The sequence below is a fragment of the Pseudomonas typographi genome, from assembly GCF_014694385.1.
Taxonomy (GTDB): domain Bacteria; phylum Pseudomonadota; class Gammaproteobacteria; order Pseudomonadales; family Pseudomonadaceae; genus Aquipseudomonas; species Aquipseudomonas typographi.
This window is the reverse complement of record NZ_JAAOCA010000025.1, coordinates 17244-43778: the sequence shown is the minus strand read 5'-3', so window position 1 is coordinate 43778 and position 26535 is coordinate 17244. Positions and strand designations below refer to the sequence as shown.

The following is a 26535-nucleotide window of genomic DNA, read 5'->3' as shown; positions in this document are numbered from 1 at the left end:
ATATGCGCATTCGCGCACTGGTTGCGGTGATCGGGCTGCTGTTTGCGGCGTGCGCCGCACAAGCCTGGGCGGTTACCCAGGTAAAAAGCATGCGCCTGTGGCGCGCCCCCGACAACACCCGCCTGGTTTTCGATTTATCTGGCCCCGTACAGCACAGTGTGTTCACGCTCACGGCACCCGACCGGTTAGTGATCGACATCAACGGCGCCAGCCTGGCCGCGCCGCTCAACGTTGCCACCGCCAACACGCCCATTACTAGCGTGCGCACGGCCCAGCGCACGCCTACGGACCTGCGTGTGGTGGTCGACCTTAAAAAGGCGGTAACCCCCAAAAGCTTCGTGCTACCGCCCAACCAGCAGTACGGCAACCGGTTGGTCGTTGACCTATACGACCAGCCTGCCGACGCTGCCGAAGCCTCCGCACCCACGCCGCCGGCAGGCATCGCGACGGCCCCGGCCATTCCGGTCAGCCCCGCCAACCCAGGCCTCAAATTGCCCGCCGCACCCAGTGGCAAACGCGACATCATCGTCGCCGTCGATGCCGGCCACGGCGGCGAAGACCCGGGCGCGTCCGGCTCCCGCGGGCAGCATGAAAAAGACATCACCCTGCAGATCGCCCGCGAAGTGCAGCGCCAGATCAACCAAGAAAAAGGTTTCCGCGCCGAATTAACCCGCAGCGGCGACTATTTCATCCCGCTGCGTGGGCGTACCGAAATCGCCCGGAAGAAGGGTGCCGACCTGTTCGTGTCGATCCATGCCGACGCCGCGCCATCATCCGCGGCATTCGGCGCCTCGGTATTTGCCCTCTCCGACCGCGGCGCCACTTCCGAAACCGCGCGCTGGCTGGCCGATACGGAAAACCGCTCCGACCTGATCGGCGGTGCCGGCAATGTCAGCCTCGACGACAAAGACCGCATGCTCGCCGGGGTGTTGCTCGACTTGTCGATGACCGCCACGCTGACCAGCAGCCTGAACGTGGGGCAAAAGGTGCTCAGCAACATTGGCCGGGTCACCTCGCTGCACAAAGGGCGGGTCGAACAGGCCGGCTTCATGGTACTCAAGTCGCCGGATATTCCGTCGATCTTGGTCGAAACCGGGTTCATCTCCAACGCCAATGAAGCCTCGAAGTTGCAGAGCCCGGAACACCAACAAGCCTTGGCGCGTTCGATCCGCGCAGGGGTAAAGGTGTTCTTCGAACAAAACCCACCGCCGGGCACCTACATAGCCTGGCTGCGTGACGAGGGCAAGCTTGCCAGCAGCGCCCGCGAGCACAGCGTTCACCCGGGCGAAACCCTGGCCATGCTTGCCGTTCGTTATGATGTTCCGGTAGAAACCCTGCGCAGCGCCAATGGCCTGAAGAACGATGAACTCAAGGTAGGCCAAATGCTGACCATTCCCCCGGCCACCACCTTGGCGGCCCAGCAATGACCGGACTTGCCCGGATAGAACTGCTTAGCCCGCGGCTGGCCAACCAGATCGCCGCGGGCGAGGTGGTTGAGCGCCCAGCTTCGGTGGCAAAGGAGCTGCTGGAAAACAGCCTGGACTCCGGTGCCCGGCGCATTGACATAGACGTCGAGCAGGGCGGGGTGAAGCTGCTGAAGGTGCGCGACGACGGCAGCGGCATCGAGGCCGATGACCTGCCGCTGGCCCTGGCCCGCCATGCCACCAGCAAGATCCGTGACCTCGAAGACCTCGAACGGGTGATCAGCATGGGCTTCCGGGGTGAGGCCTTGGCCTCGATCAGCTCGGTGGCGCGGCTTACGCTAACCTCGCGCACCGCTGGCGCCAGCGAAGCCTGGCAGGTCGAAACCGAGGGCCGTGAAATGGCCTCGCGGGTGCAGCCAGCGGCGCACCCGGTGGGCACCTCGGTGGAGGTGCGCGACTTGTTTTTCAACACGCCGGCACGGCGCAAGTTTCTCAAAAGCGAAAAAACCGAGTTCGATCACTTGCAAGAAGTGGTCAAGCGCCTGGCGCTGGCGCGCTTCGACGTGGCGTTTCACCTGCGCCATAACGGCAAGGGCATCCTCAGCTTGCACGCGGCCCCCGATGAAAGTGCCCAGGCGCGGCGGGTCGCGGCTATTTTCGGCGGTAGTTTCCTCGAACAGGCCATGCCCGTCGATGTTGAGCGCAACGGCCTGCGCTTGCGCGGGTGGGTAGGCCTGCCCACGTTTTCGCGCAGCCAGGCCGACATGCAGTATTTTTTCGTGAACGGCCGCACCGTGCGCGACAAGCTGGTGGCCCATGCGGTGCGCCAGGCTTACCGCGACGTGCTGTTCAATGGCCGCCACCCCACCTTCGTATTGTTCCTGGAAGTGGACCCCGCCACGGTGGATGTGAATGTGCACCCCACCAAGCACGAAGTGCGCTTTCGCGACGGCCGCATGGTCCATGACTTCCTGTACGGCACCTTGCACCGCGCCCTGGCCGAAGTGCGCCCCGACGACCACCTGCCGGCGCAACCGGCTGAGGCCGCGGTGCCCCGGCCCAGCGGCGCGCAAGCCGGGGAGTTCGGCCCCCAGGGCGAAATGAGGCTGGCCGCGAACCTGCTCGAAAGCCCGCCAGCGGCCTATGGTGGGCGGCCACTGGGCGAGCGCTCGGGCAGCGGCGCCGGTTACCAATATGTTCCGCGGCCGGCCCAGGGCCAGCCGTTGCCTGCCCAAGAGGCCCAGGGCCTGTACAAGGCGTTCTTCGCGCCGTTGCCGGAAGCGGGGGCAAGCGCCCCGGCACTGCCCGACACCCAGGGCGACATACCGCCGCTGGGGTACGCCCTGGCGCAGCTCAAGGGTATTTATATCCTCGCGGAGAACGCCCATGGCCTGGTGCTGGTCGACATGCACGCCGCCCATGAGCGCATCACCTATGAGCGGCTGAAGCTGGCCATGGCCAGCGAGGGCCTCAGCGGCCAGCCGCTGCTGGTGCCGGAATCGATCGCCCTGAGCCAGCGCGAGGCCGATTGCGCCGAGGAGCACGCCCAGTGGTTTTCCCGGTTGGGCTTCGAACTGCAGCGGTTGGGCCCGGAAACCCTGGCGATCCGGCAGATCCCGGCGCTGCTCAAGCAAGCCGAGGCCAACCAGTTGGTGTTCGACGTGCTCACCGACCTGATGGAATACGGTACCAGCGACCGTATCCAGGCGCACCTGAACGAACTGCTTGGCACCATGGCCTGCCACGGCGCCGTGAGAGCTAACCGCCGGTTGGCGCTGCCAGAAATGAACGCCCTGTTGCGCGACATGGAAAACACCGAGCGCAGTGGCCAATGCAACCATGGGCGGCCAACCTGGACGCAAATGGGGCTGGACGACCTCGACAAGCTGTTTTTACGTGGCCGCTAACCTGCCTGGCCTGCCTCCTGCCATCTTCCTGATGGGGCCTACGGCGTCGGGCAAAACCGACTTGGCCATCGAATTGGCCAAGGCCCTGCCGTGCGAGCTGATCAGCGTGGATTCGGCCCTGGTGTACCGCGGCATGGATATCGGCACGGCCAAGCCCAGCAAGGCGATACTGGCCGCACACCCCCATGGCCTGGTCGACATTCTCGACCCCGCCCAAGCCTATAGCGCCGCGGATTTTCGCCGCGATGCCCTGCAAGCGATGGCCGACATCACCGCACGCGGCCATATCCCGCTGTTGGTGGGCGGCACCATGCTCTATTTCAAGGCGCTGGTCGACGGCTTGGCCGACATGCCCAGCGCCGCCCCAGCCATTCGCCAGGAGCTCGAAGCCCTGGCACGCCGCGACGGTTTAGCCGCACTGCACGCGCAATTGGCCGACGTTGACCCGGTTTCGGCGGCGCGGATTCACCCCAACGACCCACAACGCTTGATCCGTGCCCTAGAGGTGTATCGGGCCGGCGGCGTAAGCATGACGGCCCTGCGCGCGCAGCAATTGGCGCAAAGTCGCGAAACAGGGGCATCGGGCGCGCCACAATTACCCTATACTGTTGCCAGCCTGGCGATTGCCCCGCAGGATCGCGCCGTATTGCACGGGCGTATTGCGCGGCGTTTCGAGGCCATGTTGGAACAGGGCTTCGTCGAGGAAGTCAAAACCCTGCGCGCACGTGGCGATCTGCATGTGGGGCTGCCGTCCATGCGGGCGGTGGGGTACCGGCAAGTGTGGGATTACCTTGATGGCAAACTGTCGCCTGCGCAGATGCGCGAGCGCGGTGTCATCGCCACGCGGCAACTGGCAAAACGGCAATTTACTTGGTTGCGCAGTTGGCCTGGGCTGATGTGGCTCGACAGCCTTGCCTGCGACAACTTGACGCGGTCCTTGAAATACCTGGGTTCGGGCACCATATTGGGCTGAGCTTTGCAATTGCCGTCTATCCTTGGGGGAAGGCGACAGGCGCCATCATTTTTGACGTTTTTATTACTGAACCTTAAAGGAGTGCGGCACATGTCAAAAGGGCATTCGCTACAAGACCCTTACTTGAATACTTTGCGAAAAGAGAAGGTCGGCGTGTCGATCTACCTCGTCAATGGCATCAAACTGCAAGGCACCATCGAGTCCTTCGACCAGTTCGTTATCCTGTTGAAAAATACCGTCAGCCAGATGGTCTACAAGCACGCGATCTCCACAGTCGTGCCGGTACGCCCCATTCGCCTGCCGAGCGCCAGTGATGCCGACCAAAGCGAATCGGAATCGGGCAACGCCTGATCCACACTATAGGAGCCTGCTTTGTTCTTCGAGCGCCACGGTGGCGGTGAACGTGCTGTCCTCGTTCACCTGGAAGGTCAAGACCCTGAGGCGCGTGAAGATCCGCAGGAGTTTCAGGAACTGGCAGTGTCCGCCGGTGCCGACACGATCGCTTTCATCAGCGTTTCGCGGCATCAGCCCACCGCCAAGTACCTGATCGGCAGTGGCAAGGTTGAGGAGTTGCGCGACCTGGTCAAAGCCGAGGAAGCTGACCTGGTCATCTTCAACCATACCCTTACGCCGAGCCAGGAACGCAACCTGGAGCGTGCCTTCGAGTGCCGGGTGATCGACCGTACCGGCCTGATCCTCGACATCTTCGCCCAGCGTGCCCGTACCCACGAGGGTAAGCTGCAGGTCGAGCTGGCTCAGCTTGAACACATGAGCACCCGGCTGGTCCGTGGCTGGACCCACCTTGAGCGGCAAAAAGGGGGTATTGGCCTGCGTGGGCCGGGTGAAACCCAACTCGAAACCGACCGCCGCCTGTTGCGGGTGCGCCTGCGCCAGATCAAAGGGCGCTTGGAGAAGGTCCGCAGCCAGCGAGAGCAGGCCCGGCGAGGGCGGCGGCGCGCGGATATCCCATCGGTTTCGCTGGTCGGCTATACCAACGCCGGCAAATCGACCCTCTTCAATGCCGTTACCCAGGCGCAGGTTTACGCGGCGGACCAGTTGTTCGCCACCCTTGACCCTACCCTGCGGCGGCTTGAGCTGGCAGACCTCGGCCCGATTGTGCTGGCCGACACGGTGGGGTTCATTCGGCACTTGCCGCACAAACTGGTCGAAGCGTTTCGGGCCACCCTCGAGGAATCGAGCAACTCCGATTTGCTGGTTCATGTGATCGACGCGCATGAGCCGGAGCGCCAGGCGCAAATCGAGCAGGTATTGGCGGTGCTTGGCGAGATCGGTGCCGAAGGCTTGCCGATCCTGGAGGTGTACAACAAACTCGACCTGCTGCAGAGCGTCGAGCCGCAGATCCAGCGCGGCGAAGACGGCAAGCCGCAGCGGGTATGGTTGTCGGCCCGCGACGGCCGGGGTTTGGAACTGCTCGAGCAGGCCATTGCCGAATTGCTCGGCCACGACTTGTTCGTCGGGACCCTATGCTTGCCCCAGCACCTGGGGCGTTTACGCGCTCAGTTTTTTGCCCTCGGGGCGGTGCAGAGCGAGCACCACGACGCTATAGGCGCGAGTGTGCTGGCGGTGCGTTTGCCGCGGGTGGAACTTAACCGTTTGGTCAGCCGTGAAGGGATGGAGCCCGAAATATTCATAGAGCAACACACTTTGCAATAAAAGCCTTTCGCCGCCGTTTGGCCGGGGGGCAGGCATTCTGTAGCATTGGCCGGCGCGCCGTGGGCGCGTCTTTGCTTTATAAGATGGAGAGCGCTATGGCTTGGAATGAGCCGGGTGGCAATTCGAACAACCAGGATCCCTGGGGTGGTCGTCGCGGTGGTGGCGGCGGTGACCGCAAGGGGCCACCGGACCTCGATGAAGCCTTCCGCAAGCTGCAGGAGAGCCTGAACGGGTTGTTCGGTGGCAAAAAAAAACGAGGGTCCGGCTCAGGCGGCGGTGCGCCCAAGGGTGGCGGTTTCGGCTTGCTGGGTATTGGCCTGGCGGTGCTGGCGGCCATCTGGTTATACAGCGCCGTGTACGTGGTAGACGAACAAGAGCAGGCGGTGGTGTTGCGGTTGGGCAAGTACTACGAAACCGTGGGTGCCGGGTTGCATATCTATTTCCCGCCCATCGACCGCAAGTACATGGAGAACGTCACGCGCGAGCGGGCCTATACCAAGCAGGGGCAAATGCTCACCGAAGACGAGAACATCGTCGAGGTGCCGCTGACCGTGCAATACCGGATCACCAACCTGCGTGACTTCGTGCTCAACGTCGACCAGCCCGAGATCAGCCTGCAGCATGCCACCGAAAGCGCCCTGCGCCATGTGGTGGGCTCCACGGCGATGGACCAGGTGCTCACCGAGGGCCGCGAGCAAATGGCCGTTGAGATCAAGGAACGCCTACAGCGCTTCCTCGACACCTACCGTACCGGTATCACCGTGACGCAGGTCAACGTGCAAAGCGCCGCCGCGCCGCGTGAGGTCCAGGAAGCGTTCGACGATGTGATCCGTGCCCGTGAAGACGAACAACGCTCGCGCAACCAGGCCGAAACCTACGCCAACGGCGTGGTGCCCGAGGCTCGGGGCCAGGCGCAGCGGATTATCGAAGACGCCAACGGCTACCGCGACGAAGTCGTGGCCCGGGCCAAGGGTGAAGCCGACCGCTTCAGCAAATTGCTTGTTGAATACCGCAAGGCCCCGGACGTGACCCGCGAACGCCTGTACCTCGACACCATGCAAGAGGTTTACAGCAACACCAGCAAGGTCCTGGTCAATGGCGACAAGGGGCAAAACCTGTTGTACCTGCCCCTCGACAAGATGATCGAAAAATCGCGCAGCGCACCGCCGTCGGCATCATCGGCGCCCGGCTCCGCCGATGCCGGGGCCCATGCCGGTGCCGACCTGCAACAGCAGCAGCGTGACGTGCGTACGAGGGAGAGCCGCTGATGGGCAACAAATCCGTGATCGCCCTGGTCGTCGCCGTTGTGCTGGCGATCGTGGCCTGGAACAGTTTCTACATCGTTCTCGAAACCGAGCGCGCCGTGATGCTGCAATTCGGCCGTGTGGTCGAAGCCGACGTACCTCCTGGCCTGCACGTCAAAATCCCGGTGATCAACCAGGTGCGCAAGTTCGACGCCCGCCTGATGACCCTCGACGCCCCCACCCAGCGCTTCTTGACGCTAGAGAAGAAGGCCGTGATGGTCGACGCCTACGCCAAGTGGCGGGTCAAGGACGCCGAGCGTTTCTACACTGCTACTTCGGGTATGAAACAGATCGCCGACGAACGCTTGGCGCGCCGGCTCGAGTCAGGCCTGCGCGACCAGTTTGGCAAGCGCACTTTGCACGATGCGGTGTCGGGCGAACGCGACAAGGTGATGGCCGACATCACCACGTCGCTCAATCGCATGGCCAACCAGGAACTGGGCATCGAAGTGCTGGACGTGCGTGTCAAGGCCATCGACCTGCCCAAGGAAGTCAACCGCAGCGTGTTCGAACGCATGAGCACCGAACGTGAGCGCGAGGCGCGCGAGCACCGCGCCAAGGGTAACGAATTGGCCGAGGGTATTCGTGCCGACGCCGACCGCCAGCGCCGTGTACTGCTGGCCGAGGCCTATCGTGAATCCGAGGAAGTGCGCGGCGATGGCGACGCCCAGGCAACCGCGATCTATGCCAAGGCCTATTCGCAAGACCCTGAATTCTACGGTTTCTACCGTAGCCTGCAGGCCTACCGCGACGGCTTCAACAGCAAGAACGATGTGCTGGTGCTCGATCCGAAGAGTGACTTCTTCCGCTACATGGAAAAGGCCAGGCCCTGAGCGCAGCCCCACTGGGCGGTTCAGCCGCCGGGTGGGGTGATCGTTCGGCAAAACGTGTGTATGATGCGGCAGCCGGGAAATTCCCGGCTTTTTTGCGTCTGCGGGTTTGAATGCCTCGATGGCAACGGCCCGGTGAACATTTCGAGGGTATGGGCCCTGGGTTGCGCTCGCTATCAACAGGCCAGCGCCGGGGCTTTTGCCTGCTTCACAAAAGGCCAGGCCAAAGGTTTGGCCGCCCGGATTGAGGGGATTGGCGTAATGGCAACGGTTGACCGCTGGCTATTGCCGGATGGTATCGAAGAAATACTGCCGCCTGAGGCGGCGCGCATCGAGGCAGCGCGCCGCCAGGTGTTGGACCTGTTCCAGAGCTGGGGCTATGAGCTGGTGGTAACCCCGCATATCGAATACTTGGAATCGCTGCTTACCGGCGCGTCCCAGGACCTGGACCTTCGCACCTTCAAGGTCGTCGACCCCCTCTCTGGCCGGCAAATGGGTTTTCGCGCTGACATCACGCCGCAAGTGGCGCGTATAGACGCGCACTCGCTGGGCCGCAAGGGGCCGACCCGCCTGTGCTATGCGGGCAGCGTGCTGCATGCCAAGCCACGGGCGCTGGCGACTTCGCGCAGCCCTATCCAATTGGGCGCCGAGCTGTATGGCGATGCCAGCACCAGCAGCGATGTCGAAATCGTCAGCCTGATGCTGGCGATGCTCGAACTGTGGCAGGTGCCTGGCGTCCATATGGATCTGGGCCACGTGGGCATATACCGGGGCCTGGCGCGTGCCGCCGGGTTGCCGGGAGATACCGAGCAACAGTTGTTCGATGCGCTGCAACGCAAAGCCATAGACGAAGTGACCGAGCTGACCGCGCATTTGCCGGCAGACTTGGCCGGTATGTTGCGCGCGTTGGTCAACCTGTGCGGCGGCCGCGAAGTGCTCGGCGAAGCGCGCCAGGTGTTGGCGCGCGCCCCGTCGCCGGTGTTGGCGGCCTTGGACGAATTACTCGACATTGCCGAGCGCCTGTCGGTGCGTTTCCCAGGCTTGCCGCTGTACTTCGACCTGGGCGAGCTGCGTGGTTACCACTACCACACCGGCATGGTATTCGCCGCCTTCGTACCTGGCAGCGGCGGTTCCATCGCCCAAGGTGGGCGTTATGACGATATTGGCGCCGACTTTGGCCGGGCGCGCCCCGCCACGGGGTTTTCGACCGACTTGCGCAGCCTGGTGACGTGGGGCAGCGCGCTGGTCGAGTTGCCCTGTGGCGGTATCTGGGCGCCAGACAGCACCGACGCGGCCCTGTGGCAAGTGGTGCGCCAGTTGCGTGCCGAAGGCCTACGCGTGGTCCAGGCCCTGCCTGGCCAGCCGGCCGCCGCCGCGCGCCAGGCCGACTGCGACCGCCAATTGATTTTGCAAGCCGGGCAGTGGCAAGTCGCTGCCCTTTGATTGAACAGGTTCCCTGCCGGCCCTGATGGCCAGCACCAAGTTTGCGCGAATGAGGACAAGTGTTATGGGTAAGAATGTCGTGGTCCTGGGCACCCAATGGGGTGATGAGGGCAAAGGCAAGATCGTCGATCTCTTGACCGAGCATGCTGCCGCCGTAGTGCGTTATCAGGGTGGCCACAATGCTGGCCACACCCTGGTGATCGACGGCGAGAAGACCGTTCTGCACCTGATCCCCTCTGGTATCCTGCGCGAGGGCGTGCAATGCCTGATCGGCAACGGTGTGGTGGTGGCGCCTGACGCACTGCTGCGCGAAATCACCAAGCTCGAAGAAAAAGGCGTACCCGTGCGCGAGCGCTTGCGCATCAGCCCGGCCTGCCCGTTGATTCTGCAGTACCACGTAGCCCTGGACCAAGCCCGTGAGAAGGCCCGCGGTGAGCACAAAATCGGCACCACCGGCCGCGGCATCGGCCCGGCATACGAAGACAAAGTCGCACGCCGCGGCCTGCGCGTGGGCGACCTGTTCCACCGCGAGCGCTTTGCCGCCAAGCTCGGAGAACTGCTCGACTACCACAACTTCGTGCTGGTCAATTACTACAAGGAAGAGCCGATCGACTTCCAGGCCACGCTCGACCAGTGCATGGCCTATGCTGACGAACTCGAACCGATGATGCAAGACGTGACTGCCCAACTGCACGCGCTGCGCAAGGCCGATAAAGACATCATGTTCGAAGGCGCCCAGGGCTCGCTGCTGGACATCGACCACGGCACCTACCCGTTCGTAACCAGTTCCAACACCACCGCGGGCGGTATTTCCACCGGTTCCGGCTTCGGCCCGATGTACTTGGATTACATCCTCGGCATCACCAAGGCGTACACCACCCGGGTAGGCTCTGGCCCTTTTCCGACCGAATTGTTCGACGACACTGGCGCCTACCTGGCCAAGCGTGGCCATGAGTTCGGTGCTACCACCGGCCGGGCACGCCGCTGCGGTTGGTTCGATGCGGTGATCCTGCGCCGTGCCATCGAAATCAACAGTATTTCTGGCCTGTGCCTGACCAAGCTCGATGTGCTCGACGGCCTGGAAACCATTCGTGTGTGCGTGGGCTACCAGAACGAAGCGGGCGAAGTGATCGATGCGCCGACCGATGCCGACAGCTACCTCGGCCTGGTGCCGGTGTACGAAGAAGTGCCCGGCTGGAGCGAGAGCACTTTGGGCGCGAAGTCGTTGGAAGAGTTGCCGGGCAACGCCGTAGCCTACATCCAGCGTTTGGAAGTGCTGCTGGGCGCCCCGATCGATATTATTTCCACCGGGCCGGACCGCAACGAAACCATCGTGCTGCGCCATCCGTTCGCCTGATATCGACCGGGCTTCAACATAAAAGGCACCCGCGGGTGCCTTTTGTCGTTCATGCCCACCGCAACGGCATGGTGTTTGCTGTGTAGAGTGCCGAACGTATGGCCATTATTTTGATGGCGCATTCCGCGAGGATTCTACCGTGTCGGCCGTTCTCTCATTGCTGCGTAGCCGCTTGCTGCGGCCTGTATTCATTGCCTTGGGCATCGCGCTTTTGGTGCAAGTGATCGTGGCCGTCGCCCTTACCCGGAGCACGGTGGGGGCCTTGGAACAAGACTTGGGCCAACGTATGGGCGCCGACAGCCAGCGCTTGACCGATGAGCTGGACCAAGCCAGCGCCGAGGTGAGCGCGGGCCTGGACAAGCTTTCGGCCGACACCCGGCAAAGCCTGGCCAGCGGGCTGACGGCGCGCCTGCAGCAAGAGCAGCAGCAAATGCGCGCCACCCTCGAACAGAACCTCAAAGACTCGGCCAATGACATGGCGATGTTGTTGGCATCGGTGGCGCCCAGGGCGATGTGGGATAACGACATCCCAACCCTGAGCGAATTCGCCCGGCGCGCGCAGCGTAACCCCAATGTGCTGTTCGTGGTCTACGACGACGCCCAAGGCGCGCACTTAACACGCTACCTGAACCGTGAGAACGCCATCAACCAGGCGTTGGTCGCCAGGGGCAACGGCGAGCGGGCGCTGGACAAAGCCCTGGATGCCGCGCGTAACGACCCTGCGGTGTATTACGTCGAGCAACCGATTAGCCCGAACGGGATAGAAATCGGCAAGGTGCTCATGGGCGTGTCCACAGCCGCCGTGGATGCCCAGGTAGCCGACCTGAACAACCGTTTCACCGCGCTGATCGACAGCAGTGACCGTTTGGTCGGCCAGAGCGTTGCCGCCGCGGCGACGCAAAGCAGCAAGGCGCTGCGTGACCGCTTGCAGGTGGCGCAAAGTGGCGCCACCGCCATGCAGGCCAATACCCATAGTGCTGTGGCTGAGGCGGCTGGGTTGCTGCGCTGGCGCATTGGCGTGGGCCTGGCACTGGTGGGCATTGCCGTACTACTGGTGGTGGCGGTGGTATTGGGCCGGCGCGTGGTCAGCAAATTGCGCCTATTGATTGGGGCATTGGACGACTTGGCCGCGGGCGAGGGCGACCTTACCCGCCGTATAAGCCTAGATAGCCGCGATGAAATCGGCGAAATGGCCGGTGCTGTGAACCGTTTCGTGGCGAAATTGCAACCCATCGTTCGCGAAGCGGGGGAAGTGGCCCAGCGCACGGGCGTCGAGATCAACGCCATGGCCCAGCGCAACGCCGGTGCCGATGCGGCCGCCACGCGCCAGCGTGATGAAGTGGCGGCGAGCTTGCAGGCGCTTTCGACCATGGCCGACCAGGCCCAGGCGGAAAGCGTGGCGATGCAAGCGGCCCTGGCGCAGGTGGTGGAGATCCGCCAGGCGACGGACCAAACCACCCAGGCCGCCAACCAAGTGGGCACGCTGATCGAAGCCTTGGCGGGGCAGGTGCATACCGGGTCCAAGGTGATCGAGCGCCTCGCCGAGCAAAGCCAGCAGATCGAAGTGGTACTGGAAGTGATCCATGGCATTGCCGAGCAAACCAACTTGCTGGCGCTCAACGCTGCCATCGAGGCAGCCCGTGCCGGCGAAACAGGCCGTGGCTTTGCGGTGGTGGCCGATGAAGTGCGGGCGCTGGCGAGCAAGACGCAAAGCTCTACCGGCGATATCCAGGCCCATATCGGTGCCCTGCAAAGTGGCGCCAAGGAGGCGGTGGCGGCCATCAACCAGGCTGGGCGCCAGGCCAGCGAAGGCTTGCTGGTGCTACGCGACAGTGCGCGGTTACAGCAGGCCGTGCAGGCCTCGGTAGAAGAAATCCACGCCGCGATCGGCTTGGCCACCCAGGCCGCCGAACATCAGGCCCGGGGCGCCCAGGCGGTGAAAGGGCGCGTGGAAGTGATTCATGCCCAGGCCGAGCGATCGGCCAAGGTGGTGATGGAAACCACCGCCAGCAGCCAAGTGCTCGATGGCCTGGCCGCGCAGTTGAAAACCAGCCTGGGGCAGTTCCGCGCCTGAATGCAAAAAGCCCGCTTAAGCGGGCTTTTTGGGGGTAAAGCCATATTCGGCCGTTACCTATGAATTGGTGCCCAGGAGAAGACTCGAACTTCCACGACCGTAAGGTCACCAGCACCTGAAGCTGGCGTGTCTACCAATTTCACCACCTGGGCTCATCGAAAAATGCTTGGGGCCTTTCGATGGCGCGCACTATACGGCGGCTTAAATGCCCTGTAAAGCCCCGCCGGCAAACTTCGAGAGAGCCCCGGCGGTGCCAGCCCATACCGTTATACGAACCCTTGAACGCAAAAACCCGCTTTCGCGGGCTTTTAAGTGCAACGTTCAAATGAGAACATTGCTTGAAATTGGTGCCCAGAAGAAGACTCGAACTTCCACGACCGTAAGGTCACCAGCACCTGAAGCTGGCGTGTCTACCAATTTCACCATCTGGGCAAACCGACGCATTGCGTCGATGGCGCGCACTATACGGAGCGGGTTTTAGGCTGTAAACCCCTGAACGCAAAAAAAATTGCTGCAGGGTAGGGCCGGGCCGCGCCACCCTTGGCAGGGCTGTTTAACCCTGGCATTTCCGGTTTCAATGCGCGTATGCCACACTAACCGCTAACTATACAAGGTGAATACTGACTAATGGCCGATTGGCAGTCCCTCGACCCCGAGGCCGCTCGCGAGGCGGAAAAATACGATAACCCCATCCCCAGCCGTGAACTGATCCTCAAGCACCTTGCCGATCGTGGTTCGCCGGCCAGTCGCGAGCAATTGGTCGAAGAGTTCGGCCTGGGCAGTGAAGACCAGATCGAAGCCTTGCGCCGCCGGCTGCGGGCGATGGAGCGTGACGCCCAGTTGATCTTCACCCGCCGCGGTACCTACGCGCCGGTCGATAAGCTGGACCTGATCGCCGGGCGGGTCAGTGGCCACCGCGACGGGTTCGGTTTTCTCATCCCCGACGACGGCAGTGCCGACCTGTTCCTGAGCCCGGTGCAAATGCGCCTGGTATTCGACGGCGACCGCGCCTTGGCGCGGGTGTCGGGCACCGACCGGCGCGGGCGCCGCGAAGGCATGCTGGTCGAAGTGGTCAGCCGGGCCCATGAGTCGATCGTGGGGCGCTATTTCGAAGAGGGCGGCATCGGCTTTGTTCAGCCGGACAACCCCAAGGTGCAGCAGGAAGTGCTGGTGACCCAGGGCCGTAACAACGGCGCGAAAATCGGCCAGTTCGTCGAGATCAAGATCACCCACTGGCCCACCCAGCGTTTCCAGGCGCAGGGCGACGTCGTTGAAGTGCTGGGCAACTACATGGCGCCGGGCATGGAAATCGACGTGGCACTGCGCAGCTACGATATCCCCCACGTTTGGCCCGAGGCGGTTGAGAAAGAAGCGCGCAAGCTCAAGCCCTTCGTCGAGGACAAGCATAAGGAAAACCGTGTCGACCTGCGCCAACTGCCGTTCGTGACCATCGACGGCGAAGACGCTCGCGACTTCGACGACGCCGTGTTTTGCGAGCCATTGGGCAAGCTCAAGCTGTTCTCCGGCGGATGGCGGCTTTATGTGGCCATCGCCGACGTATCCAGCTACGTGAGGGTCGGCTCGGCGCTCGATGACGAAGCGCAAGTGCGCGGTAACTCGGTGTACTTTCCCGAGCGTGTGGTGCCGATGCTGCCCGAGGAATTATCCAATGGGCTGTGCTCGCTGAACCCGCACGTAGACCGCCTGGCGATGGTCTGTGAAATGACCATCAATAAAACCGGCCAAATGGTCGACTACAAGTTTTACGAAGCGGTGATCCATTCCCACGCGCGGTTGACCTATAACAAGGTCAGCACCCTGCTGGAGCCTGCGCGCAGCGCCGAAGCCCGCGGCCTGCGCGACGAATACGCCGAAGTGCTGCCGCACCTCAAGCAACTGCATGCGCTGTACAAGGTGCTGGTTGACGCGCGCCATGTGCGTGGCGCTATCGACTTCGAAACCCAGGAAACGCGGATTATCTTCGGTGCCGAGCGCAAGATCGCGGAGATCCGTCCCACCCAGCGCAACGATGCGCACAAGCTGATCGAAGAGTGCATGCTGGCCGCCAACGTGGCGACCGCCGAGTTCCTCAGCAAGCATGAAATCCCCGCGTTGTACCGGGTGCACGACGGCCCGCCGCCGGAGCGCCTGGAAAAACTACGCACGTTCCTGGGCGAGTTGGGCTTGGCCCTGCACAAGGGCAAGGATGGCCCAACGCCCAAGGACTACCAGCAACTGCTGCAATCGATCAAAGACCGCCCAGACTTCCAGTTGATCCAAACGGTGATGCTGCGTTCGCTGAGCCAGGCGGTGTACACCTGTGAGAACAATGGCCACTTCGGCCTGAACTACGACGCCTACACTCACTTCACGTCGCCGATCCGCCGCTACCCAGACCTGCTGACGCACCGTGCGATCCGCAGCGTGATCCGCTCGCGGCGGGAAACCCCACACGTCGTGCGTGCTGGCGCGGCGAGCGTACCCAAGGCGCGCCTGTACCCCTATGACGAGGCAGCGCTGGAGCAACTGGGTGAGCAGTGCTCGATGACCGAGCGGCGCGCCGACGAGGCCACCCGTGACGTGGTCAACTGGCTTAAGTGCGAATTCATGCGCGACCGGGTGGGCGAAACCTTCCCTGGCGTGATTACGGCCACCACCGGTTTCGGGCTGTTCGTGGAACTCAAAGACATCTACGTCGAAGGGCTGGTGCATGTCTCGGCATTGCCGGGGGATTACTACCACTATGACCAGGTGCACCACCGCCTGACCGGCGAGCGCAGCGGGCGCACCTTCCGCTTGGGCGACAGCGTGCAAGTCAAGGTGATGCGCGTTGACCTCGACGAGCGCAAGATCGATTTCGAACTGGCCGAGCAGTCGGTGGCCAGCCCTGGCACCCGCAAGGGCCGCGGGAAAAAGGCCGAGGCGCCGGGCGCTGCCTTGCCTGCCAGCGAACCCGCCGCCACTTCCGCCCCCGCGGCGGCCAAGCCTGCCGACGCCACACCCACCCCGCGCAAGCGCAAAAGTGGCGGCGACCCGGCCCTGGCCGATGCCTACCATTCCTCCCATGCGGTGGCCAGCAATACCGAATTGCGCAAGAGCCGAGAAATGAAGAAGGCCCTGATGGCCGAGGCCAAGCACGGTGGCGACAAGCCGGCGACCGGCAAGAAGGCCGACGGTAAAGCACCCAAGCACCGCAAGGGGCCAGCGAAGGCTACGGCACGCAAGGGCAAGGCATGAGCACGCTGGAAAAAATCTACGGTGTGCACGCCATCGAAGCCTTGCTGCGCCACCACCCCAAGCGGGTAAAACACATCTGGTTGTCCGAAGGGCGCAGCGAACCGCGCCTGCAGGCATTGTTAAGCCTGGCGGCACAGCACCGGGTAACGCTGGAGCACGCCGACCGCAAGGAGCTGGACGGCTGGGTGGATGGCGTGCACCAAGGCGTGGTGGCCGACGTGAGCCCCAGCCAGGTGTGGGGCGAGGCCATGCTCGAGGAACTGCTCGAACGCGCCGAAGGGGCGCCGTTGCTGCTGGTGCTCGATGGCGTAACGGACCCGCACAACCTCGGTGCCTGCCTGCGCAGTGCCGATGCGGCTGGGGTGGCCGCGGTGATCGTACCCAAGGATAAATCCGCGACCCTCACCCCTGTGGTACGCAAAGTGGCCTGCGGTGCCGCCGAAGTGGTGCCGCTGGTGGCGGTGACCAACCTGGCGCGCACCCTTGAAAAACTCCAGCAACGTGGTTTGTGGGTGGTGGGTACGGCCGGTGAAGCAACCACCCTGATCTACGATCAGGACCTCAAGGGGCCGCTGGTGATGGTGATGGGCGCCGAGGGCAAGGGCATGCGCCGGTTAACCCGCGAGCATTGCGACTACCTGGTGAAGTTGCCGATGGCCGGCAGTGTCAGCAGCCTGAACGTCTCGGTGGCGGCCGGGGTGTGCCTGTTCGAGGCGGTTCGCCAGCGGCGCGTTCCGGCCTGAAGCCACTGTTCAAATAATCACCAATTCGCTTGCGCCAGCAGGGGTGCTTCTCTACAATTGCGCCCCTTGCTCGTGGCGGCAGGCCAAGCCCTGCCCCGCCATGGGCAAGTACGAAAAACCATCAACTCCTTGTCTGACCGCTCACGCGGCAGGCTACAACCCGTAAGGAGCATTCATGCGTCATTACGAAATCATCTTTTTGGTCCACCCGGATCAGAGCGAGCAAGTCGGCGGCATGGTCGAGCGTTACACCAAGCTGATCGAAGAAGACGGCGGCCAGATTCACCGCCTGGAAGACTGGGGCCGTCGTCAATTGGCCTACGCGATCAACAATGTTCACAAGGCTCACTACGTGATGCTGAACGTTGAGTGCACCGGCAAGGCCCTGGCCGAGCTGGAAGACAACTTCCGCTACAACGATGCCGTTATCCGTAACCTGATCATCCGCCGCGACGAAGCCGTTACCGGCCCGTCCGAGATGCTCAAGGCTGAAGAAAACCGCAGCGAGCGCCGTGAGCGTCGCGACCGTCCTGAGAACGCTGACAGCGCCGATGGCGACGACAGTGACAACAGCGACAGCAACGATAACGCTGACGAGTAATCCACGGACCTTTAGAGGAGCCTGTTAAATGGCACGTTTCTTCCGTCGTCGTAAATTCTGCCGCTTCACTGCAGAAAACGTCAAAGAGATCGATTACAAGGATCTCAACACCCTGAAAGCTTACGTATCCGAAACCGGCAAGATCGTTCCAAGCCGTATCACCGGTACCAAGGCTCGTTATCAGCGTCAGCTGGCTACCGCTATCAAGCGCGCCCGCTTCCTGGCCCTGTTGCCTTACACCGACAGCCACGGCCGCTGAGACTAGGCACTGAACTCGCAGTAGAAGGATAGAACCCATGCGACCGTTGGCTGATTTCATCATGCGCGGCCGCGTGCAGGCCACCCTGGTGGTGGCAGGATGTGCGGCATTGCCGCTGTTGTATTGGTTGAGTGCCGCCGCGGTATGCCTTGTGCTATTGCGGCGGGGCACCAAGGACGCCTTGAGCGTTCTGGCCTGGGGAGTACTGCCGGCGTTGGTTTGGTGGTATTTCGGTGAACCGCGCACGCTGATGGTGCTGCTCGGTTCGTTCGGCCTGGCCGCGCTGTTGCGCGGTGGCCGGCCCTGGCACCAGGTGCTGCTCGCCAGCATTGGGCTTGGCCTGGTGTATGGCGTGATCCTGGGCACGGTTTACCGTGAGCCCATCGACGAGTTGGCGCAGTTGCTGCAAACGCACATGCCGCGCACGCTCGAAGGGATCTACCAACAGCTTACGCTGGAGGAGCAGGCGCGCCTGGAGGCGTTGGTGGCCCCGGTACTCACCGGTTTGATAGCGGCATTGTTGCAAGCTGGCAGTGTGTTGGCCCTGATGTTGGGCCGCTATTGGCAGGCAGTGTTGTATAACCCTGGTGGGTTCGGGCGTGAGTTTCGCGCCACGCGTATCCCCCGTGCCGCGGCCTTGGTGCTGTTGGCGCTGATGCTGGTGGGGCCCAATTTCGGGGTCCAGGTCGCCATGCTCACGCCGCTGTGCAGTGTGCCGTTGATGTTCGCCGCGCTGGCCCTGGTTCACGGGCTGGTGGCGCTGGGCAAACTGCGCCGCTTTTGGCTGGTTGGGTTGTACATCATGCTGGTCCTGTTCCTGCAAGCGATCTATCCGGTACTGGTGTTGGTGGCTATTGTCGACAGCCTGATTGATATTCGCGGCCGCCTGGCCCCCGCAGGGGGTGCCGACAAGGACTCCGCGAACGGTGAAGGTTAAAAGTTAAGAGGTTAATACCAAATGGAACTGATCCTGCTGGAAAAAATCGCCAACCTGGGCAACCTGGGCGACAAAGTAAATGTGAAGGGTGGTTACGGCCGTAACTACCTGCTGCCGCAACGCAAAGCGACTGTTGCGACCGAAGCCAACCTGGCTGCGTTCGAAGCCCGCCGCGCCGAGCTGGAAAAAGCCGCTGCCGATAAGAAAACCTCGGCTGAAACCCGTGCCGCCCAACTGGCCGAGCTGGAAGTGACCATCACGGCCACCGCTGGCGACGAAGGCAAGCTGTTCGGTTCGATCGGCACCCACGACATCGCCGATGCGTTGACCGCCTCGGGCGTTGAAGTGGCCAAGGCGGAAGTTCGCCTGCCGAACGGCACCATCCGTAACGTTGGCGAATACGACGTTGCCGTGCACCTGCACAGCGACGTTGAAGCTACCGTTCGCGTGGTTGTCGTCGCAGCCTGATTACCGTCAGTGTTGCAGGCTGGCAGGTAGTATTCTGGCTTGCTGGCTAATAACATGGGGGCGCGCAACTGCTTGGCAGTGCGCGCCTCCCTGTTTTTTGATACTCCGAATTTCTTGTGGCCATGAACGAGATATCGACCCCCGAACAATTCGACCTGCAGACCGCTGCGTTGAAGGTCCCGCCCCATTCCATCGAGGCCGAACAAGCGGTGCTTGGCGGCTTGATGCTGGACAACAACGCCTATGAACGCGTGCTCGACCAGGTTTCGGACGGCGATTTTTATCGGCATGACCACCGCCTGATCTACCGGGCCATCGCCCGCCTGGCAGAGCAGAACCAGCCCTTCGACGTGGTGACCTTGTCCGAGCAACTGGACAAGGAAGGCCAAAGCAGCCAAGTCGGTGGCTTGGCCTACCTCGGTGAGTTGGCCAAGAACACCCCCTCGGTGGCCAACATCAAGGCCTACGCGCAGATCGTGCGCGAGCGTGCCACGCTTCGCCAACTGATCAGCATCAGCAGCGATATCGCCGACAGCGCGTTCAACCCGGAAGGCCGTAATGCCGGTGAGATTCTCGACGAAGCCGAGCGGCAGATCTTCCAGATCGCCGAAGCGCGCCCCAAAACCGGCGGCCCGGTAGGGGTAAATGAGCTATTGGCCAAGGCCATCGACCGCATCGACACGTTGTTCAACACCGACGCGGCCATCACCGGCCTGACCACCGGCTTCGCCGACCTCGACGACAAGACCAGCGGCCTGCAGCCGGCCGACATGGTGATCGTGGCGGGCCGGCCGTCGATGGGTAAGACCACCTTTGCGATGAACCTGGTCGAGAACGCGCTGATGCGCACCGATAAAGTAGTATTGGTGTATTCCCTGGAGATGCCCGGCGACTCGCTGATCATGCGTATGCTTTCTTCGCTCGGGCGTATCGACCAGACCAAGGTGCGTAGCGGCAAGCTTGACGACGACGATTGGCCGCGGTTAACCAGCGCGGTGAACCTGCTCAATGACCGCAAGTTGTTCATCGACGACACGGCGGGCATCAGCCCGTCGGAAATGCGCGCCCGCACGCGGCGCATCGTGCGCGAGCACGGTGAGGTGGGGATGATCATGGTCGACTACCTGCAATTGATGCAGATTCCCGGCTCCAGTGGCGACAACCGCACCAATGAGATTTCCGAGATCTCCCGCTCGCTCAAGGCGTTGGCCAAGGAATTCAACTGCCCAGTGGTGGCCCTGTCGCAATTGAACCGCTCGCTGGAACAACGCCCCAACAAACGCCCGGTGAACTCTGACTTGCGCGAATCCGGGGCCATCGAGCAGGACGCCGACGTGATCATGTTCGTGTACCGTGACGAGGTGTACCACCCCGAAACCGAACACAAGGGTGTGGCCGAAATCATCATCGGCAAGCAGCGTAACGGCCCTATCGGCACTGTGCGGCTGGCGTTCATCGGCAAATACACCCGCTTCGAAAACCTGGCGCCAGGCAGTTACCAGTTCGACGACGAGTAGCCGAACATCGGTTTGTGGCCTATAAGCGTGCCCATCGCTGTTTCCCGGCCAGGCCCTGCCAGGCCGCTGTTTAGAATTTGATCATTTTTTGTGCTATATTTCGCGGCCGCGAAAACTCATCGCCCTTTCGCACTCCAACCGGTCATCGCCATGCAAGCAGCCACGCCGTTGTTCGACTATCCCAAATACTGGGCCGAATGTTTCGGGCCAGCGCCTTTCCTGCCCATGAGCCGGGAAGAAATGGACCAGTTGGGCTGGGATGCCTGCGACATCATCATCGTGACCGGTGATGCCTACGTCGATCACCCCTCGTTCGGCATGGCGATCATCGGCCGGTTGTTGGAAGCCCAAGGCTTTCGCGTGGGCATCATTGCGCAGCCGAACTGGCAGTCCAAGGATGACTTCATGAAGCTGGGCGAGCCGAACCTGTTCTTCGGCGTGGCGGCCGGCAACATGGACTCGATGATCAACCGCTACACGGCAGACAAAAAAATTCGCTCCGACGATGCCTACACCCCCGGCGGCCAAGCCGGCAGCCGCCCGGACCGCGCCAGCTTGGTGTATAGCCAGCGCTGCAAGGAAGCCTACAAGCACGTACCGATTGTGCTGGGCGGCATCGAAGCGTCGTTACGACGCATCGCCCATTACGATTACTGGCAAGACAAAGTGCGCCATTCGATCCTGATCGACGCCTGCGCCGACATTCTGCTGTACGGCAATGCCGAGCGGGCGGTGGTGGAAGTGGCGCAGCGCCTGGCGGCGGGCGAGGGCTTGCACACCATGACCGACATCCGCGGCACCGCCTTCGTGCGCCGCGACACCCCGGCCGGGTGGTTCGAGCTCGATTCCACCCGCATCGACCGCCCGGGCCGTGTCGACAAGATCATCAACCCCTACGTGAACACCCAAGACACCGCGGCCTGCGCGATCGAGCAGGCCAAGGGGCCAGAGGAAGACCCGCAACAAGCCAAGGTGGTCGAGTTGCTGCCGCACCCGCGCCTTTCCCGCGAGCGAACGGTTATCCGCCTGCCATCGTTCGAGAAAGTGCGCAACGACCCGGTGCTGTATGCCCATGCCAACCGCGTGCTGCACTTGGAAACCAACCCAGGCAACGCCCGGGCGCTGGTACAAAAGCATGGTGAGGTAGACGTGTGGTTCAACCCGCCGGCCATCCCCATGAGCACCGATGAAATGGACTACGTGTTTGGCATGCCCTACGCGCGCGTGCCGCACCCGGCCTATGGCAAGCAGAAAATCCCGGCGTACGAAATGATCCGCTTCTCGGTGAACATCATGCGTGGCTGCTTTGGCGGCTGCACCTTTTGCTCGATCACCGAGCATGAAGGGCGGATCATCCAGAACCGCTCGGAAGAGTCGATCATTCGCGAAATCGAAGAAATCCGCGATAAGGTGCCCGGGTTTACCGGCGTGATCTCCGACCTCGGTGGCCCCACCGCCAACATGTACCGCATCGCCTGCAAAAGCCCAACAATCGAAGCGGCCTGCCGCAAACCCTCCTGCGTGTTCCCGGGTATTTGTGAAAACCTCAACACCGACCATTCGGCGTTGATCCAGTTGTATCGCAGTGCCCGTGGGTTGCCAGGGGTGAAGAAAGTCTTGATTGCCTCGGGCCTGCGCTACGACCTGGCGGTGGAATCGCCTGAGTATGTGAAAGAGTTGGTCACGCACCATGTGGGCGGCTACCTGAAGATTGCGCCCGAACATACCGAGGACGGCCCGCTCAACCAGATGATGAAGCCGGGCATCGGCACCTATGATCGCTTCAAGCGCATGTTCGAGAAATTCTCGAAAGAAGCGGGCAAGGAGCAGTACTTGATTCCCTACTTCATCGCCGCCCACCCCGGCACCCGCGACGAAGACATGATGAACCTGGCCTTGTGGCTGAAGGGCAATGGCTTTCGGGCCGACCAAGTGCAGGCGTTCTACCCCTCGCCCATGGCCTCGGCCACGGCGATGTACCACTCGGGCAAGAACCCGCTGCGTAAGGTCACCTACAAAAGCGAAGCGGTAACCGTGGTCAAGAGCGAAGAGCAGCGCCGGTTGCACAAGGCGTTCTTGCGTTACCACGATGCGAAGAATTGGCCGCTGTTGCGCGAGGCGCTACAGCGCATGGGCCGTGCCGACTTGATTGGCCCGGGCAAGCACCAGTTGATTCCGGCGCACCAGCCTGAAACCGACAGCTACCAAAGTGCGCGGCGCAAGAACTCGACCCCGGCAGGCAGCCCTAAAGCGGGTAAGCAGCAGGTGCTGCTCACGCAACACACCGGCCTGCCGCCCCGTGGCAGTGATGGCAGCAAGCCCTGGGGCAAGCGTGAAGAAGCCCGCGCCGCCGCCGAGGCGCGCCGCCAGCAAGAGGCGCGGGGGCAAAGCAACAAAGGCAAGAAGCGCCCGGCGCGCCAGCCGGTGATTCCGCGTTAAGGCGATGCCCTTAAAGCGTGCATTGGCAGCATAACGTTGCCTTTGCTGGCACCTTCGTGGCGCTGTGCTTAGCTGAGGCAGGTGCCGCCGCACACGTTTGCCCATGGCATAACTCTTGCGCGGCCTTAATGCTCTGCCCCTGCAGGAGGCACGCTGTGTCGATCCATGTCGCGTTGCACCACGTCACCCATTACCGCTATGACCGAGCGGTTGCGCTTGGGCCGCAGATCGTGCGGTTGCGCCCGGCACCCCACAGCCGCACGCGGATACTTTCGTATTCGCTGACCGTCGAGCCGCGCGAGCATTTCATCAATTGGCAGCAGGACCCTCAAGGTAATTACCTGGCGCGTTTGGTGTTCCCTGAAAAAGCCGAGCAGTTACGCATCGATGTCGACCTGGTCGCTGAAATGGCGGTGTTCAACCCCTTCGACTTTTTCCTCGAGCCTTACGCCGAGTATTGCCCATTTAGCTATGGCGCCGATGAACGCCGGGAACTGACGCCCTATCTGGAAACCTTGCCGTTGACGGCGCCGTTACAGGCTTACCTGGCCCGCATCAGCCGCACGCCACGGCCTACGGTGGAGTTTTTGGTCGAGTTGAACCAGCGGGTGAGCACCGATGTGCGCTACTTGGTCCGCATGGAGCCAGGGGTGCAAACACCGGAGCAAACCCTTGAGCTGGGGCGCGGCTCCTGCCGCGACTCGGCCTGGTTGATGGTGCAGGTGCTACGCCACCTGGGGTTGGCCGCGCGATTCGTGTCTGGCTATTTGATCCAGCTTGCCGCTGACGTCGAGGCGCTGGACGGCCCATCCGGCACCGACGTGGACTTCACCGACCTGCACGCCTGGTGCGAGGTTTACTTACCGGGCGCGGGCTGGATCGGCCTGGACGCCACTTCCGGGATGTTCGCCGGTGAAGGCCACATCCCTCTGGCTTGCAGCCCTGCGCCCACCTCGGCGGCGCCAATCACCGGCGCGGTCGAACCCTGTGAATGCGAGTTCTCCCACGAGATGTCGGTGCAGCGGATCTGGGAGGCACCCCGGGCAAGCAAACCCTACAGCGAGCAGCAGTGGGCAGGCATCCTGGCCTTGGGCGAACACATCGACGCCGCCCTGGAGCAACAGGATGTGCGCCTGGCCATGGGCGGCGAGCCCACCTTCGTCTCGGTCGACGACCCGCACGGCGCCGAGTGGAACGCTACTGCCCTTGGCCCAAACAAGCGGCGCCTGGCCAGTGACCTTTACCATCGCCTGCGCCAGCACTATGCGCCACAGGGCCTGGTGCATTGCGGCCAGGGCCAGTGGTACCCAGGTGAACCCTTGCCGAGGTGGTCGCTGAACTGCTTTTGGCAGGCGAGCGGCGAACCGATCTGGCACAACGGGCAGTTGATTGCCAATGAGCAGCGCGACTATGGCGCCACCAGCACGTTGGCTGCTGAATTCCTTGTACAGGTCGCCGAGCGCTTGGGGTTGCCGGCGCACGCGGCGTTTCCGGCCTTCGAAGACACCCAGTATTACCGCTGGCGCGAAGCGCGCTTACCGGCCGACGTGAACCCGCAACACTTGCCAGCAGCCGATGACCAGGCGCGCGGCCGCCTGCGCGCGGTGTTTTCCGAGGGCGGGGGCGGGGCCGCCGGGCAGGTACTGCCCCTGGCGCGCAGCGCTGCCGGGCGCTGGCTCACCAGCCGTTGGTACAAGGGCGACGGCAACTGTTGGTTGGTGCCGGGCGACTCTGCCCTGGGCTATCGCTTGCCCCTGGCTCCGCAGCCCTGGGTGGCCGAGGCCAGCGACCCTTTGCAGCAGCCAGCAGCCCTAGATGAGGAAGCAGCGCCGGTGCGCACGGCGTTGTGCGCCGAACCTCGGGGCGGCAGGCTGTACATCTTCATGCCACCCTTGGCGCACCTGGACGATTACCTGACCTTGGTGCAGGCCATCGAAGCCAGCGCCGAAACCCTGGGCTGCCCGGTGTTGCTAGAAGGCTACGAGCCACCACCGGACCCACGGCTGGTCAGCTTCCGTGTGGTCCCAGACATTGGCGTGATCAAGGTGAACATTCACCCCAGCGGACGCTGGGGCGAGTTGGTCGAGCGCACCGAATTCCTTTACGGGCAGGCCCGCCAGTGCCGGCTGGCCAGCGAAAAATTCATGATCGACGGCCGGCACACCGGCACCGGCGGTGGCAACCATTTCGCCCTGGGCGGCGCCACGCGCGCCGCTTCGCCTTTTTTGCGGCGGCCCGACCTGCTGCGCAGCCTGGTCAGCTATTGGCATAACCACCCGTCGCTGTCGTACCTGTTCTCGGGGCTGTTCATTGGCCCCACCTCACAGGCGCCGCGCATCGATGAAGGCCGCGGCGATGCGCTGTACGAGCTGGAGGTTGCCTTTGCGCAGATGCCCGAGGCCGGTGCCCCCTGCCCGCCCTGGCTGGTCGACCGGCTGCTGCGCCACCTGTTGGCCGATGCGGCCGGCAACACCCACCGGGCAGAGTTCTGCATCGATAAACTTTACCCGACAGGCAACAGCCACGAGCAGTTGGGCCTGTTGACCGTGCGCGCGTTCGAGATGCCGCCCCATGCACGCATGAGCCTGGCCCAGCAGTTGCTGCTGCGCGCTCTGGTCGCGCGGTTCTGGGCAAGCCCTTATGCACCGGCGCGCTTGGCGCGCTGGGGTACCGAGCTGCATGATCGCTTCATGCTGCCGCATTTTATCGCCCAGGATTTCGCCGACGTGCTTGCCGAGCTGAGCCAGGCCGGTTATGCCTTTGACGCCGGCTGGTTCGATGTGCACCACGAGTTTCGCTTTCCGAAGCTGGGCGATTATGCGGTGGCGGGCATCGAGCTGGAGCTGCGCCGCGCGCTGGAGCCCTGGCATTTGCTGGGCGAGGAGGGCGTCGCTGGCGGCGGCATGCGCTATATAGATGCGTCACTGGAGCGTTTGCAGGTCAAGCTCAGCGGGCTGCCACCGGAACGCTACGTGCTCACCTGCAACGGCCGGCCGGTGCCGTTGCGCCCCACCGGCACGGTGGGCGAGTTCGTCGCCGGCGTGCGTTACCGGGCGTGGCAACCAAGCAGCGCGCTGCAACCGACCATCGTTCCGCACGCACCGCTGGTGTTCGACCTGGTCGACACTTGGATGCAGCGCTCGTTGGGCGGGTGCCAGTACCATGTGGCGCACCCAGGGGGGCGCAACTACGAAACCTTTCCGGTCAATGCCAATGAAGCCGAGAGCCGCCGGCTGGCGCGTTTCTTCCGCCTCGGGCACACTCCCGGTGCCATAGCTGTGCCCGCCCTTCAGATCAACCCGCTGTGGCCGATGACCCTCGATATGCGCTGCCCCTAAGGGGCAGCCT

General features: G+C 62.9%; 19 protein-coding genes and 2 tRNA genes. 19 read left to right on the top strand and 2 right to left on the bottom strand.

Annotation, left to right across the window (positions count from 1 at the left end; translation table 11 throughout):
• Window positions 1–2 precede the first annotated feature (2 nt).
• The 10 genes from HAQ05_RS19025 to HAQ05_RS18980 all read left to right on the top strand — a co-directional run bounded on the left by HAQ05_RS19025 (window position 3) and on the right by HAQ05_RS18980 (window position 12986).
• Window positions 3–1427, top strand: coding sequence for an N-acetylmuramoyl-L-alanine amidase (locus HAQ05_RS19025; protein WP_190423396.1), 1425 nt, complete (start codon window positions 3–5; stop codon window positions 1425–1427).
• Window positions 1424–3331 carry a DNA mismatch repair endonuclease MutL gene (gene mutL / locus HAQ05_RS19020; RefSeq protein WP_190423394.1) on the top strand — a complete coding sequence of 636 codons (1908 nt, stop codon included), beginning with the start codon at window positions 1424–1426 and terminating at the stop codon, window positions 3329–3331. The genes HAQ05_RS19025 and mutL overlap by 4 nt, the downstream gene beginning before the upstream one ends.
• A gap of 1 nt (window position 3332) precedes the next feature.
• The gene (gene miaA / locus HAQ05_RS19015) at window positions 3333–4304 is read left to right on the top strand and encodes a tRNA (adenosine(37)-N6)-dimethylallyltransferase MiaA (RefSeq protein WP_190423502.1); all 972 of its coding nucleotides are present in this window, start codon (window positions 3333–3335) and stop codon (window positions 4302–4304) included.
• 90 nt (window positions 4305–4394) lie between these two features.
• Window positions 4395–4655 (top strand): RNA chaperone Hfq, encoded by a 261-nt coding sequence (gene hfq / locus HAQ05_RS19010; RefSeq protein WP_190423392.1) that lies wholly within the window; start codon window positions 4395–4397, stop codon window positions 4653–4655.
• Window positions 4656–4676: 21 nt separating this feature from the next.
• On the top strand, window positions 4677–5978 hold the full coding sequence (hflX, locus tag HAQ05_RS19005) for a ribosome rescue GTPase HflX (protein WP_190423390.1): 1302 nt from the start codon (window positions 4677–4679) through the stop codon (window positions 5976–5978).
• 95 nt (window positions 5979–6073) lie between these two features.
• Window positions 6074–7246, top strand: a complete 1173-nt coding sequence (gene hflK / locus HAQ05_RS19000) for an FtsH protease activity modulator HflK (protein ID WP_190423387.1) — start codon at window positions 6074–6076, stop codon at window positions 7244–7246.
• Window positions 7246–8115, top strand: coding sequence for a protease modulator HflC (gene hflC / locus HAQ05_RS18995; protein WP_190423385.1), 870 nt, complete (start codon window positions 7246–7248; stop codon window positions 8113–8115). The genes hflK and hflC overlap by 1 nt, the downstream gene beginning before the upstream one ends.
• A gap of 258 nt (window positions 8116–8373) precedes the next feature.
• Window positions 8374–9555, top strand: coding sequence for an ATP phosphoribosyltransferase regulatory subunit (locus HAQ05_RS18990; RefSeq protein ID WP_190423383.1), 1182 nt, complete (start codon window positions 8374–8376; stop codon window positions 9553–9555).
• 64 nt (window positions 9556–9619) lie between these two features.
• Window positions 9620–10912 (top strand): adenylosuccinate synthase, encoded by a 1293-nt coding sequence (locus tag HAQ05_RS18985; protein ID WP_190423381.1) that lies wholly within the window; start codon window positions 9620–9622, stop codon window positions 10910–10912.
• Between the two features lie 139 nt (window positions 10913–11051).
• On the top strand, window positions 11052–12986 hold the full coding sequence (locus tag HAQ05_RS18980) for a methyl-accepting chemotaxis protein (protein ID WP_190423379.1): 1935 nt from the start codon (window positions 11052–11054) through the stop codon (window positions 12984–12986).
• A 65-nt stretch (window positions 12987–13051) separates the two neighbouring features.
• Here the strand turns inward: HAQ05_RS18980 and HAQ05_RS18975 are convergent.
• Both HAQ05_RS18975 and HAQ05_RS18970 read right to left on the bottom strand, forming a co-directional pair.
• A tRNA-Leu gene (locus tag HAQ05_RS18975) sits at window positions 13052–13138 on the bottom strand.
• A 193-nt stretch (window positions 13139–13331) separates the two neighbouring features.
• Window positions 13332–13418: transfer RNA gene (locus HAQ05_RS18970), tRNA-Leu, on the bottom strand.
• A 195-nt stretch (window positions 13419–13613) separates the two neighbouring features.
• Between HAQ05_RS18970 and rnr the strand changes: the two genes are divergently transcribed.
• From rnr to HAQ05_RS18925, 9 genes are all read left to right on the top strand, one after another.
• Window positions 13614–16223 (top strand): ribonuclease R, encoded by a 2610-nt coding sequence (gene rnr / locus HAQ05_RS18965; protein WP_190423377.1) that lies wholly within the window; start codon window positions 13614–13616, stop codon window positions 16221–16223.
• Entirely contained in the window at window positions 16220–16966 is a 747-nt protein-coding gene (gene rlmB / locus HAQ05_RS18960; RefSeq protein ID WP_190423375.1) for a 23S rRNA (guanosine(2251)-2'-O)-methyltransferase RlmB, read from the top strand. The genes rnr and rlmB overlap by 4 nt, the downstream gene beginning before the upstream one ends.
• A 175-nt stretch (window positions 16967–17141) precedes the next feature.
• On the top strand, window positions 17142–17567 hold the full coding sequence (gene rpsF, locus HAQ05_RS18955; RefSeq protein ID WP_190423373.1) for a 30S ribosomal protein S6: 426 nt from the start codon (window positions 17142–17144) through the stop codon (window positions 17565–17567).
• Window positions 17568–17595: 28 nt separating this feature from the next.
• Entirely contained in the window at window positions 17596–17826 is a 231-nt protein-coding gene (rpsR, locus tag HAQ05_RS18950) for a 30S ribosomal protein S18 (RefSeq protein WP_040260021.1), read from the top strand.
• Window positions 17827–17863: 37 nt separating this feature from the next.
• Entirely contained in the window at window positions 17864–18763 is a 900-nt protein-coding gene (locus HAQ05_RS18945) for a hypothetical protein (RefSeq protein ID WP_190423371.1), read from the top strand.
• A gap of 21 nt (window positions 18764–18784) precedes the next feature.
• Window positions 18785–19231: a 50S ribosomal protein L9 gene (rplI, locus tag HAQ05_RS18940; protein ID WP_190423369.1), complete on the top strand. Its 447-nt coding sequence runs from the start codon at window positions 18785–18787 to the stop codon at window positions 19229–19231.
• A gap of 122 nt (window positions 19232–19353) precedes the next feature.
• The gene (gene dnaB / locus HAQ05_RS18935) at window positions 19354–20748 is read left to right on the top strand and encodes a replicative DNA helicase (protein WP_190423367.1); all 1395 of its coding nucleotides are present in this window, start codon (window positions 19354–19356) and stop codon (window positions 20746–20748) included.
• Between the two features lie 150 nt (window positions 20749–20898).
• Window positions 20899–23187 (top strand): YgiQ family radical SAM protein, encoded by a 2289-nt coding sequence (locus tag HAQ05_RS18930; protein WP_190423365.1) that lies wholly within the window; start codon window positions 20899–20901, stop codon window positions 23185–23187.
• Between the two features lie 155 nt (window positions 23188–23342).
• Window positions 23343–26525 (top strand): transglutaminase family protein, encoded by a 3183-nt coding sequence (locus HAQ05_RS18925; RefSeq protein ID WP_190423363.1) that lies wholly within the window; start codon window positions 23343–23345, stop codon window positions 26523–26525.
• Window positions 26526–26535: the final 10 nt, after the last annotated feature.